10 protein-coding genes and 5 pseudogenes are annotated in these 12,296 nt (G+C 45.5%); 3 read left to right on the forward strand and 12 right to left on the reverse strand.

Going from position 1 to position 12,296, the window contains the following annotated elements:
- Positions 1-125: 125 nt before the first annotated feature.
- From FTT75_RS14535 to katE, 4 genes and pseudogenes are all read right to left on the reverse strand, one after another.
- Positions 126-404, reverse strand: a pseudogene (locus FTT75_RS14535) (PIG-L deacetylase family protein); the annotation flags it as partial.
- Positions 392-1,375: an acyl-CoA dehydrogenase gene (locus FTT75_RS14540; RefSeq protein ID WP_180186756.1), complete on the reverse strand. Its 984-nt coding sequence runs from the start codon at positions 1,373-1,375 to the stop codon at positions 392-394. The gene FTT75_RS14540 and the pseudogene FTT75_RS14535, both read right to left, overlap by 13 nt.
- A gap of 50 nt (positions 1,376-1,425) precedes the next feature.
- Positions 1,426-1,635, reverse strand: a complete 210-nt coding sequence (locus FTT75_RS14545) for a hypothetical protein (RefSeq protein ID WP_005172145.1) — start codon at positions 1,633-1,635, stop codon at positions 1,426-1,428.
- A gap of 62 nt (positions 1,636-1,697) precedes the next feature.
- Positions 1,698-3,822 (reverse strand): annotated as a pseudogene (gene katE, locus FTT75_RS14550) (catalase HPII).
- Positions 3,823-4,601: 779 nt separating this feature from the next.
- On the opposite strand from katE, the gene FTT75_RS14555 reads away from it, so the two are divergent.
- Positions 4,602-5,102, forward strand: coding sequence for a Dps family protein (locus FTT75_RS14555; protein ID WP_005096135.1), 501 nt, complete (start codon positions 4,602-4,604; stop codon positions 5,100-5,102).
- Positions 5,103-5,278: 176 nt separating this feature from the next.
- Here the strand turns inward: FTT75_RS14555 and FTT75_RS14560 are convergent, their stop codons facing one another.
- The 7 genes from FTT75_RS14560 to FTT75_RS15925 all read right to left on the reverse strand — a co-directional run bounded on the left by FTT75_RS14560 (position 5,279) and on the right by FTT75_RS15925 (position 10,781).
- Complete coding sequence (locus tag FTT75_RS14560) at positions 5,279-6,154, reverse strand: MBL fold metallo-hydrolase (protein ID WP_180101463.1); 876 nt, start codon at positions 6,152-6,154, stop codon at positions 5,279-5,281.
- Positions 6,151-6,573 (reverse strand): YeeE/YedE family protein, encoded by a 423-nt coding sequence (locus tag FTT75_RS14565; RefSeq protein WP_005096132.1) that lies wholly within the window; start codon positions 6,571-6,573, stop codon positions 6,151-6,153. Before FTT75_RS14565 ends, FTT75_RS14560 begins: the two co-directional genes overlap by 4 nt.
- Before the next feature lies 1 nt (position 6,574).
- Positions 6,575-6,991 (reverse strand): YeeE/YedE family protein, encoded by a 417-nt coding sequence (locus FTT75_RS14570; protein ID WP_180186760.1) that lies wholly within the window; start codon positions 6,989-6,991, stop codon positions 6,575-6,577.
- 202 nt (positions 6,992-7,193) lie between these two features.
- Positions 7,194-7,916, reverse strand: a complete 723-nt coding sequence (locus tag FTT75_RS14575; protein ID WP_005096130.1) for an ABC transporter ATP-binding protein — start codon at positions 7,914-7,916, stop codon at positions 7,194-7,196.
- Positions 7,909-9,132, reverse strand: a complete 1,224-nt coding sequence (locus FTT75_RS14580) for an ABC transporter permease (protein ID WP_180186757.1) — start codon at positions 9,130-9,132, stop codon at positions 7,909-7,911. The genes FTT75_RS14575 and FTT75_RS14580 overlap by 8 nt, the downstream gene beginning before the upstream one ends.
- A complete protein-coding gene (locus FTT75_RS14585) occupies positions 9,129-10,352 on the reverse strand; it encodes an efflux RND transporter periplasmic adaptor subunit (protein ID WP_159516388.1) in 1,224 nt (407 codons plus the stop codon). The genes FTT75_RS14580 and FTT75_RS14585 overlap by 4 nt, the downstream gene beginning before the upstream one ends.
- A gap of 300 nt (positions 10,353-10,652) precedes the next feature.
- Positions 10,653-10,781 (reverse strand): hypothetical protein, encoded by a 129-nt coding sequence (locus FTT75_RS15925; RefSeq protein ID WP_005096127.1) that lies wholly within the window; start codon positions 10,779-10,781, stop codon positions 10,653-10,655.
- Positions 10,782-10,808: 27 nt separating this feature from the next.
- On the opposite strand from FTT75_RS15925, the pseudogene FTT75_RS14590 reads away from it, so the two are divergent.
- Positions 10,809-10,979, forward strand: a pseudogene (locus tag FTT75_RS14590) (IS982 family transposase); the annotation flags it as partial.
- 197 nt (positions 10,980-11,176) lie between these two features.
- A pseudogene (locus FTT75_RS14595) lies at positions 11,177-12,117 on the forward strand (IS5 family transposase).
- A gap of 37 nt (positions 12,118-12,154) precedes the next feature.
- On the opposite strand, the pseudogene FTT75_RS14600 reads toward FTT75_RS14595, so the two are convergent.
- Positions 12,155-12,296: pseudogene (locus FTT75_RS14600) on the reverse strand (IS5/IS1182 family transposase); the annotation flags it as partial.

Raw genomic sequence — 12,296 nt, forward strand, 5'->3', positions numbered from 1 at the left:
GGATAATCTTTTTCAGATTCAATCAATAATTGAACCGCTCTTTCTCTGATTTCAGGGGTATATTTTAATTTTGTCATCGGGATAGTCTCTCAGAATATTGACTCTCCGACAAACCCGGTACGGTTCAAAATCGAGTCTGGATGGCTGGCGGTACCATTGGTAACGGCAAAAAGTACAATCTGATATCCCAATGTGTCCAGACGCTGAATCAGACCGCCACAACCCAAAATTTCATCATCCGGATGCGGGGCAATAATGCAGACTCGGGCATCTGATGGAATAATGCTGGGAATATCGAATTCCGGCATCTGTTGCAAAATCTGGCAAGAGCGCCATTCTTCAAGCCGTGTACCTTCGCCATGGATGACACGGTCTTCGACAATCTCGTGTCTTATAATGTCCATAACTCTTCCTCCTGCACACTCAATTCACCAATCCGTTCCAGATCAAAGGCGGCATGGCTCTGACGAATAAACACCGGCAGATCGGCTGCAAGTCGGGCAAAATGTGGCTGCTCGCAATACGGTGCAGCGCCAAGGGCCTTACCCACCTGAGTCAGCACGTTTAAAGCGGTCGCTTCAACCTGAGCACGCAAGGCCTGAATCTGTAATTGATGGGGAAATTTAGGCTGCTGATCAATTAAATCTCCGACTTGATAAAACAAAGCCTGTGTCGCTAAAAGCTTCCGACTGATTTCACCGAGATACATAGCCTTATAGGCATGCGGTTTTAACAAGACAGCCTGTTTTAAATATTCAGCCAAACGCACGGTTGCGCCGTACCAGCAGGCAGCCACGCCGGCAGCGCCATGCCAGAAGCCCGCCCGATCCAGATAAGCATTCGGCGCTGCAACTTTTTCAGCATTAACCTGATTCAGTTCAAGCCGGGCAGTCAAGGTATGCTGCATGCCCACCGCCTGCCAAATGTCCGTATGATGCTGAATACCTGCTTGTTGCAGATCAAGAATCAGCAACTGTGATCGTTGCTGCTCATCACGATAAGTCAGCAGACCATATTGCACCCAGACCGAGGCAGAACACCAAGGCTTTATTCCTGTAAGTTTTCCAGCGTCTAATATTAAAGGGCTTGGCCCGCCTTCTGCCGCCCAGACTGCCCATAGACCTTTTTGCTCTAGCGGAATATTCAGTTCATGCAAAATGGCCAAGGCATCCAGATGTGATTCAAACAGTTTGCCCAGACTCAGATTGCTTGCGGAAACCTGACTAAGCATCCGCCAGCGTTTTAAGGTGTTTCCAGAAGCGGGATAAGGAATCTGATCGGAAATCGATACCAGTTCCATCAGGGTCTTAGGAATTTTTTCTTCTAGCTCCAGCGGAGAATTTTCAAATCTTTGTAATATTGAACCGAGGTTCATGCAGGTTCTTCCTCATAAAATACGGCACTGTTGTTATGTTTTAAAGTCAGTTAATGGGAAAGTTTTCGCATTTGTTTTAACCGTGTGGTCAGGCCTAATAACTTACGGCGTGCCATGATTTCTTCTTCATTGAAACAAAGTTGCTGCATCAGTTCAGCTAAAGGCAAATGGTTATGCTCAATCAGATAGATGTCCTGTTCTCGATTCCATTTGGCTTGCTGTACCTGTGCCAATAACTTTTTGGCATCCGGTCTTACCATATTATTTATCCATTTTGAAACCAGAAGGATAGAAGCCGCCAAGGCTCCTATCCTCTAGTGGTTTAGGCAGGAATGCTTTCTGCAACCAATTCACGCGCCCAGACACGATGGTTCATGATCAAAGTCTTGAAGCTGTCTTGTACCGCGTCAAACTGTTCATGCGCCAAAGTCCCTTCATCCCTGATCAGGCGCAGATCTTCAATCAGTTTGCCTTTATCACCCAGGAAAATAATCGGTTTCAGGTGCTTATACGCTTCCAGCAGATAATGAGTCGCCACACCATCTTTCATCACCACATCGTAATTGTCACCGTCAGCAATCACCACGGCATCATAGGCAATCGATGGCTCGGCTTTTTGCATACCGTCAGAAGGAATTACCTCGCCTTGCTGACCCAGTACCGGACCCGGTTTCGGGGTCAGTACATCGACCACAGCACCCTCTGATTCTGCCCAGGCTTGAACGGCTTTGATACTGGCCTCATTGGCTTTATCGTGTACCAGTAGCGCGATTTTCCGTGCCTTAATATCTTCGGGTTTAAAGGCCTCGAAAGATAAACGCGGTGAAACCTTTACCTCTGGCAATGTTGCCGCTTTTTTCTCTGCCGGAATTTCAATGCCCAATTGATCCGCGACTTGTTGTGCCAAGTCCAAGTCGATGTTACACAGCACTTCCAGTACTTCACGCTCACGAATATATTTGCGTTCTACCTTGCTCAGTTCGAAGACATAGGCATCGACAATATGTTTTTGCTCATGGGGTGCCTGGCTGCGATAGAAAAGACGAGGTTGACTGAAATGATCACTAAAAGATTCACTGCGCTGACGGATCTTGTGACCATCAATACGTTCCTGATAGCTTTCAAAACCACCATCTTGTGCTGCTGGCGGAGCTTCAGCCGGCCAGTGATCATCAATCGAGTTTGGTTCATAACTGGCTTGACCGGTATGTACAATACGCTGATGTAACCCATCACGCTGATTATTGTGGAACGGACAAACCGGCTTGTTGATTGGAATCTGGTGGAAGTTTGGACCACCTAAACGGCTGAGCTGGGTATCGGTATAGGAGAACAGACGTGCTTGTAATAAGGGATCATTGGTAAAATCTAGTCCCGGCACAATATGTCCCGGACAGAATGCTACCTGCTCGGTTTCACCAAAGAAATAATCGACATTACGGTTCAGCACCATTCTGCCAATCGGCGTCACCGGCACCAGTTCTTCCGGAATAATTTTGGTTGGATCCAGCAAATCGAAGTCATATTTCATTTCATCTTCTTCTGGAACGACCTATACACCGAGCTCCCATTCTGGATAATTCCCGGATGCAATCGCTTCGTATAAGTCACGACGATGGAAATCCGGGTCTTTACCCGCCAGTTTTTGTGCTTCATCCCAGACCAGTTGGGCGAGACCCTGTTTTGGCGTCCAGTGAAATTTCACAAAAACCGCTTTATTTTCGGCATTGATCAACCGGAAGCTATGCACCCCAAAGCCTTGAATGGCTCTTAAATTACGCGGAATACCCCGATCTGACATGGCCCACATCACCGCATGCGCTGATTCAGGCACTAAAGAAACAAAATCCCAGAACGTATCATGTGCTGATGCACCGGTTGGAATTTCAGTTTGTGGCTCAGGCTTCACCGCATGTACAAAATCCGGGAACTTGATCCCGTCCTGAATAAAGAATACCGGCGCATCATTCGCCACCAGGTCAAAATTACCTTCTTCAGTATAAAACTTGGTCGCGAAACCACGAATATCGCGTACAGTATCTGCCGAACCACGCGGCCCCTGTACCGTAGAAAAACGCACAAATACTGGCGTTTGCACACTGGTATTGGTCAAGAAGCCTGCCTTGGTCAGTTTTTCATTCCCCGGATAAGCCTCAAAATAACCATGTGCGCCGACACCGCGGGCATGCACAATACGCTCTGGAATTCGCTCATGGTCAAAATGGGTAATTTTTTCCCGAAGAATAAAATCTTCGATCAAGGTCGCCCCGCGAACGCCTGCCTTGAGACTGTTCTGGTTATCGGAAATTTTAACCCCTTGATTGGTGGTGAGTGCCTGCTCGGTCGCATCACTGCGATATGCGTCGAGCTGCTCACTTTTTTTTATTGGTATTTTGTTTGTCTAAACCGTCTTTACCAGTCGCGGGGCTATTGGCCTTAATTTTCATGATGTATTCCTTGCTGAGCTTGAGTTTAGTTCAGATATTTTTGGTCTATCTCAAAGTCGCTTGAGCTTTATGTCTCGCATGGGTTGGCCAATAACATGATTCCCGCAAACCCAGTTGCTACAGCCCATGCTGTCTCAAGTCAGCACTTCATCTCAGTGTTCTGTCTCGAAGGATTTTGCTTTCTGGGATATTGTTATTGACTGCGCCTGTGTCCTAACATAACTGCATTTAGGAAAGAGGTTTATTATTCTTTGTTGTGCCTTGTTTAATTAAGGCAGCGTTGTGTTATTTTTTTATAACCCCCTCTTTTTTTATGATCTTTGCACACAGCCATCTCATTCATTTAAAAGAGATATAAAATTTTAGTCATGCTATGTTGCAATAAAAGTTCTTCAGGCAAGATGTGATAGTGCGTACAAATCCGTCATCATGAATCAGTGCAATATTTCCATTCTGAAATAGCTAAGGCTTTTTTCAACGTTCTAAATCTGTTGGGATAATTATCGCTAGGTTGATAAAGAGAAATAAGTTTATTAAATTGAAAAGTTACAATCCTCTCTGCAGGCTATACATAATGACTAAACTTCCTGCCTGTCTATTGATCTAATATCTATAACTTATAAACACTTAAATCTTTCAGCTTGTTCATATTGATGATGCAAATTAAGTTTCAATTCGGGAGTCATCATCAAGATCGAACCCTCGTTTGACTCGGACTTCGAATACATCTGGCTTTATTTTAATACACAGCATGTTGTTAAATTTTAAGGAGTAAGAGCATGGCCTCTTCTAAAAAAGAATCTAAAGCAATGAAAATTGATATCGGAATTTCGCATGATGATCGTGCCAAGATTGTCGATGGTTTATCCCGACTATTGGCAGACAGCTATACCCTGTATTTGATGACCCATAATTTCCACTGGAATGTCACCGGCCCCCAGTTCAATAGCCTGCATAATATGTTTATGACCCAATACACCGAGCAGTGGAATGCGCTGGATGTGATTGCTGAACGTATCCGGGCCTTGGGTTTTGCAGCACCTGGCACCTATAAACAGTTTGTAAAACTGACCTCTATTAAAGAGGTTGAAGGGGTGCCAAAAGCTGAAGAAATGCTGCGCCTACTGGTCGATGCCCATGAGACCGTAGCACGTACCGCCAGAAGTATTTTTGCAGTGATTGAAGACGCCAATGATCAACCAACAGCGGATATTTTGACCCAGCGACTAGATGTACATGAAAAAACTGCCTGGATGCTCAGAAGTAGTCTGGATCAATAAAGCATGATTAATCGCATTTGAGAGCAAGCGGATGAGCGGGATGACACGAGGGTGTTGCTTAGCCGATTAGAACAATCCCAAAGATATGACCTTTAAAATGAAGCACTAAAAACTTGGAGGATGTATGCAGTCGTGTACATCCTCTTTTCATCACCAGGTTTTAAGAATTGAGGCATTCAGGCATGAAAATAATTCAGCGGCAGTTTTAAATAGGAAATACCATTGGCCTCTGCTTCAGGAAATTGACCGGCACGTATATTGATTTGAATCGCCGGTAAAATCAGTTTTGGCATACCTAATTGGGCATCGCGTTGCTGGCGCATTTCAATAAATTCAGCTTTGGCCATCCCCCTGTGAATATGGATATTATGCTGCTTCTGGGTCTGAATATCGGTTTCACAGACAAAGTGATCACGGCTTTCCGGTAAATAGTCATGGCACAGAAATACCCGGGTATCATCCGGCAATTGATACAGTTTTTGTACCGAATCGAATAGCGTTGCCGCACTGCCTTTGGGAAAATCACAACGTGCAGTGCCATAATCTGGCATAAACAAGGTATCACCGACAAAGACTGCATTCCCGACCACATAACTCAGACAGGCCGGTGTATGTCCCGGCGTCGGAATGTTATAGGCCGGTAGTGAACCAATATTGAATTTTTCATGATCCGCAAACAGATAGTCAAAAGGCTGTGCCAGATTGAACTGTTTCATATCCAGATGATAGATCGCGCCAAAGACTTCCTGCACAATAGAAATATGCTGGCTCATGGCAATCTTGCCGCCCAACTGTGAATGCAGATATTGTGCTGCGGTCAAATGATCTGCATGCACATGGGTTTCCAGAATCCACTCAACCTCAAAGTTCTGCTGTCGTATATAGGCAATAATTCGATCCGCATGTCTGGTCGATGTACTGGCAGAAGCGGCATCATAATCCAGCACACTATCAATCACCGCACATTTTCCAGTGGCCGGATCACCCACCACATAGCTAAAAGTATGGCTATCTTCATGAAAAAAATCTTGAATTACGGCGCTATGACTCATGATGATGCTCCTGACCATTGACGATGTAGATAAACCCCTGCCAGCATGGCCATAATAAAATAAGTAGCCTGATAGTGGCCTAAACCAATGAGTGTCAGACTGGGCGCTGGACAGATACCGGCAATTCCCCAGCCGATACCAAATAAAAGACTGCCGCTCATCAGTTTAGAATCAATTTTCTGATTAGTCGGTAACTGGATCGGTTCATGAAATACAGTTTTAGCTACCGGATTTCGCGTGGCTTTCTGAAAAGGAATAAAGGCGACCATAATCGCGCCCAGCATCACAAAGGCCAGACTCGGATCCCAGTCGCCAAAAACATCCAGAAAATCCAGAACCTTTTCAGGATTGGCCATACCGGAAATCATCAAGCCGACTGAAAACAAACCACCCCATAAAAATGCCAGCAGATTTTTCATTTTAGCGCACTCCAATCAGGTGACGAATCCCATAAACTGTCATAAAACCAGCCCACATAAATATGGCTGTAGCCAAGATTGAACGTTTAGATAAACGGCTGATGCCACAAATTCCATGGCCACTGGTACATCCCGAGCCTAAACGGGTGCCAAAACCGACCAGTAAACCCGCAATCACCATCATCCAGGGACTGGTATTCAGTTCGATTTCAGGTTGTATGCATAGTCCATAAACAAATGGAATGATGATGAGACCCAATAAAAACCACAGAGCTGGCGTCTTGAAAATGCTTTGAGGATTAAGTACCTGTCCAATCAGACCACTAATGCCCGCGATCTGGCCATGAATATACAGATAGCCGACCACTGAAACACCAAGAAGTAAACCACCGAGAAAAGCGCTCAGGAAGTCATGCATCATATTTCACTTTCATCATTATATATTTTAATATTATATTTAATTAAATATTATTCAAGTTCTAGTCTGTTTAACTTATTTGATGGAAGATGATTATAGGGTCAAATCCAATGCATACTAATCTCTCTGGTTTCAGTTCTAGTCAGCTGTGACTAATAAAGAAATAATCTGGATCGGATCAATCTAATATTTGAAATATTGTCTAAGTTTCAATTGGATGAACCGTATGGGAATCACGTTCAATCCGGCCATCGACCAGATTAATGGTTCGATCACAGGTGGCGGATAGGCGCGGGTCATGCGTCACCAGCAGAACGGCGCAGTCGCGTTCACGATGCACTTTACGAAACAGCTCAAACATGTCGGCGGCGGTCTGCGTATCCAGATTACCGGTAGGCTCATCGGCCAGAAGTAAGGCTGGCTCTGTAATCAAAGCCCGCGCAATCGCAATCCGCTGTTGCTGCCCACCGGAAAGCTCGTTCGGTTTACGATCAGCAAACTTTTCCAGCCCCACTGCAGCCAGCAAATCCCGTGCCCGTTGTAAGCCTTGCTGTCCGGGTTTGCCTCGCGTCATCATCAAGGGCATTAAAATATTATCCAGTGCAGTAAATGCCTGAATCAGGTGATGGAACTGAAATACAAATCCAATACTATTGCCACGTAACGCAGTCCGGCCACGATCATCCATGGCACTGGTCGGCTGTCCCAGCAAATACAGCTCGCCACTACTCGGCTGATCCAGCAATCCCAGAATATTCAATAGCGTACTTTTTCCGGAGCCAGAAGGCCCAATCAGAGCAGCAAAATCCTGGCGTTCAATACACAGATCAATACCATGCAAGACCTCAATTTCATTGGGCTGACCAATATTATAAGATTTACGCAGCGCTTCTAAACGCAGGACTTCTTGAGATGGTTCAGACATGACGAATCGCCTCCACCGGATCGAGTGCCGCTGCCCGGCGTGATGGTACTGCAGCGGCCAATACCCCTGTTAATGTCGCCAACAATAAAGCCAGAAGTACCAGCTCGATCGAAATCGGGATATAAAATAATCCGGGGCCAAAATTATTAAATACCCAGACCAGACCATAACTGGCTGCACTGCCAACGACCGAACCCAGCAGACCAAATATGGCCCCCTGAAACAGGAAAATTCTTAAAATTTGTGACTGGGTGGCGCCTGTCGCACGCAAAATACCAATTTCCCGGGTGCGCTGTACCACGCTGACGGACATGACACTGGCAATGCCAAAAGCCACTGAAATGGCGACAAAAACAATAATCATATTGGTAGACAGGCTCTGTGCAGTAATCGCATTCATCAGCTGTGCATTGGTTGAAATCCAGCTTTCAGCCTTTAATGAGGCCAGGCGCCCCACTTGGGCCGCAATGTCATCAGCCTCAAAAATATCGTTAATGGTCAGATCAATGACAGTTACACCACCGGGCAGGCCGAGTAAAGACTGTGCCTGTTTCAAGTCCAGATAAACATAACGCGCATCCAGTTCACGCACGCCCAGTTCAAATATGCCGGCAATATTTACCAAGGCACTGTTTTGCTGACCGGTATCTAGTCGCAATTTGCTACCGACCTGAACCCCCAGATCTTTGGCCAACTGACTGCCGATCAGTACATCATCCGCGCCAACACGTAACTGACCACTGGTTAAATATTCTTTCAATGGAATGATCTGCTGATAACGCTCCAGATCCATTCCGACCAAGGCCACGGATTCAATCGCATCACCGCGTTGTACAAAGGCCGGCCCGGAGACCACAGGCGACACAGCAGTTAATATCGGCAACTGATCCAGTGTTTCGGTAATCTGCTGCCAATTATTGATGGAACGCAGTCGTTGTGCGCGTTTATCTTCCTGTAACAATTGCACCGTCCCGGCAGGCGGCGGCACAATCCGGTTGACTTCATCGGGTGAGAGCAGACGGATATGTGCCTGTGTACCTAATGTACGTTCGACAATATTGGCCTGTAGCCCCTGAATCAGGGCCGTGATAAACACAATCACCGCCACACCAACGGCGACGCCCACCGTGATCATAATGGACTGCGCGCGACCTTCGCACAAAAAACTGATCGCGATTTTCCATTCGATCCAAAGCCGCTCGAAAAAGTTTTTCAATCGAATTTCACCGGTAATTCATTCTTGCTATCGGTCGCGTCAGTCGAGCTCATCAATGAGCTATCTTGTGGCTTGAGACGGACTCTCGCACCCTCTTCCAGTAACGATTCGGCATTGGCCAGCACCTGATCACCCTCACTCAAACCTGAAGTTACTTCTGACATGGCCAGACCCCGTAAACCTAAAGTCACCGGTTGGCGCTGGATTTTTCTATCACGTACCAACACGACCACTGCCTTATTGCCTTTAATATTGCTAAGCGCATCGTTCGGAATAGCCAGTGCCCGCTCCCGTTTATCTGTCTCGACATTGACCGATACGGTCATGTCCTGACGCAGAAAATCTGGCACCGGGTTGACGGTTAATCTGACCTCTACCGTGCCCCGCTGCGGATCAATGCTCGGTGCAATAAAGTTAATGCGGGCCGGAAAAGACTGATCCGGATAAGCATCGCTAATCACGGTGGCATTTTGCCCTAAGGCCAGTTGCGGTAAATTCCGTTCATCGAGTGGCACCCGGATTTCTGTATTGCCCGTTAAGGCAATGGTAAATAAGGTTTGTCCTGGTTGAACCAGATCGCCTGGCTCGACATCCCGTGTCAGTACTGTACCTGCGACCGCAGCCCGAATTCTGGTTTTTGCCAGTTGCGCCTGCGCCACTGCCAGCTGTTCCCGAAGCGATGCTTCTTCAACTTGTCCCGTAGACAATGCCGCTGCTTTTAGACGAACGGTTTCATAATTGTTGCGGGCAACTCTTTCTGCCTCTAAGGCCTGTTCTATTTCTTCAGCCGACAGGATACCCGCTTCGGCATTACGTCTCCGTGCTGCTTCACGACTGGCCTGTTCCAGTTGTGCTTTGGCACTGGCTAGTTCTGCTGTCGCCTGTGGTCGTCTGCTGGTGGCCAATTCAGTCAGTGCCAGTTCAGCCTGTCGTACTTGGGCCAGTAATTCATCCGATTTCAGCACCACCAAGAGATCACCAGGTTTCACCTGATCTCCTTCCGTGACCCGCCGCTCAAGCACTACGCCACTAATTTCACTGCCCACCTGAGCACGCGAGACTGTCGCCACGCGTCCGGTGGCCACTACATTTTGTATCAGCGGCATGGTGCTCAAGGTATAGCTTGGTAGAACCGGCCCCTGCCACCAGCGGAACAGAGCAAAACCGACTGCCAGTAACAATAAGATGATGAGCAAAATTTTATAGCGGGCAGCGCGCAACTGAGAATCTCCGGTTGATGCATCGAATATTGAATAAGAAAGATAACGCTTTATTTATTTTCTTCGAGTGTCTAATTTACAACAGGTTCCTGCATAGATTTATAGATATTTTGTTGAGTTTAAATGAAATGTTGGATTCCTGAGCATGTTTAGCCAGCACTTATCGATTTCAGCTAAAGTGATCTATGGCAGCTGCAACATTTGAATGAATGAGCTAAAAGTCCGCTGTATGAAGCGACCGCCATGTCAAAGATCTGGATAGCATCAAAAACAGGCTAAAACATCGTTGATTTAGCCTGTTTAATGAATGATTGATTTAATAATTTTACCCAATAACTGATCACGTTGCGACAGGCTTTCGCCCAAAGGCGCCAACCGGATTTCCTGATTAACTTTCTGCCAGTTTAAATCACGCGGATCTGCCTTCATGGTACCTAGGGATTTTACTTAAAAAAGCCCAGCAAAATAGAAACATTATTCAGCCTATTGAAAGGACACTATAATTTAGTGACGAGTAAAGCTCGGAGTATTTCAGGGTCTTTAACTGGCATCTATGCTTCGTTATGTGCATACCAATTAACCCATCGAAATAAGCCAACCATTCAAATTATAAAGTCATTGGCTTAAACAGGATGAGGGTTAAATTAATCTTTGAAATAAGCAAATACAGTTTCTAGCTATCTGAGAAACTATATTTTTCAATCTTATAACTAACTCTTATTATTCAAAACTTGCCGTTCGCTTGAATTGCAGAATTTCTCGTTCTGCCAGGCTTTGTTGCACAAAGCTATTCTTGAGGGCTTCTTTAGCAATATAATTTCCAGATGAAGAAGCCTGCACCTAAAACTTACCGTACAACCAATTGGTCCTCGTATAACCAAGCTTTAATCAAGCGAGGAAATATTTCAATCTGGTTTGATCCTAAGACCCAATGGTATGCACAACCACAAGGCAAGCACGGACGAAATCAAACTTATTCCGATACAGCGATTCAATGCTGTTTAATGATCAAATCTCTATTCCGTCTTTCTTTACGTATGGTCACTGGCTTTGCTCAAAGCCTGATTAAACTCTGTGGCTGAGCAGCCCCGAATATCAGTGATATTCGTACTCCACCCTCTGTAGACGACAAAAGCATATTGATATTGCGATAAGCTATCAGAAAAGTCGTGATGGGTTACACCTACTCGTCGACTCTACGGGTTTAAAATTTTTAGGTGAAGGTGAATGGAAGCGTAAGAAACATCAGCCTGAATACCGTCGGCAATGGCGTAAACTGCATATTGGTATAGATGCTGAAACACTGCAAATACGTGCCGTTCAGCTTACGACAAATAATGTCAGTGATTCACAAGTACTAGGTGATTTACTGGATCAAATCCCACCAAATGAGCGAATAGATTCTGTCTATACCGATGGGGCGTACGACACGAAGTGCTGCAGACAAGTGATTTCAGATCGTCAAGCACATGCAGTAATTCCACCCAGGAAGAATGCCAAGCCCTGGAAAGATTCTAAAATCAGTTCAATAGAACGAAATGAGTTACTTCAAACGGTTAAGCATTTAGGCAGAACCCTATGGAAAAAATGGTCGGGCTATCACCGTCGCAGTTTGGTGGAAACCAAGATGCATTGCATCAAATTATTAGGAGATAAGCTGACGGCAAGACATTTTCAAAGTCAGGTCAATGAAGTTCATGCGCGTGTGGCAGTTCTGAATAGATTTACGGAATTAGGTAGACCTCACACCCAAGTTGTCACTTAAATTTGAATGGATTGGGGAAAACTCAGCTTTTGAATGTTTATGCAACAAAGCCATTGCGTGCCAGTTTATCAAATCGAGTTGCAATAGCACGGAAATGTTTTAATCTCGCAAAAGCATTTTCAACTAAATGTCTTAATTTATATAGATATTTATCAAATTCCTTATTCGATCTCTTACTG

The sequence above is a fragment of the Acinetobacter sp. YH01008 genome, assembly GCF_013420435.1.
Classification (GTDB): Bacteria; Pseudomonadota; Gammaproteobacteria; order Pseudomonadales; family Moraxellaceae; genus Acinetobacter; species Acinetobacter pseudolwoffii.

Coding starts and splice junctions, on each gene's coding strand:
- FTT75_RS15925 (WP_005096127.1), bottom strand. CDS start 10,781: ATGAAGGCAGATCCGCGTGATTTAAACTGGCAGAAAGTTAATCAGGAA.
- FTT75_RS14555 (WP_005096135.1), top strand. CDS start 4,602: ATGGCCTCTTCTAAAAAAGAATCTAAAGCAATGAAAATTGATATCGGA.
- FTT75_RS14545 (WP_005172145.1), bottom strand. CDS start 1,635: ATGGTAAGACCGGATGCCAAAAAGTTATTGGCACAGGTACAGCAAGCC.
- FTT75_RS14570 (WP_180186760.1), bottom strand. CDS start 6,991: ATGCATGACTTCCTGAGCGCTTTTCTCGGTGGTTTACTTCTTGGTGTT.
- FTT75_RS14565 (WP_005096132.1), bottom strand. CDS start 6,573: ATGAAAAATCTGCTGGCATTTTTATGGGGTGGTTTGTTTTCAGTCGGC.
- FTT75_RS14575 (WP_005096130.1), bottom strand. CDS start 7,916: ATGTCTGAACCATCTCAAGAAGTCCTGCGTTTAGAAGCGCTGCGTAAA.
- FTT75_RS14560 (WP_180101463.1), bottom strand. CDS start 6,154: ATGAGTCATAGCGCCGTAATTCAAGATTTTTTTCATGAAGATAGCCAT.
- FTT75_RS14540 (WP_180186756.1), bottom strand. CDS start 1,375: ATGAACCTCGGTTCAATATTACAAAGATTTGAAAATTCTCCGCTGGAG.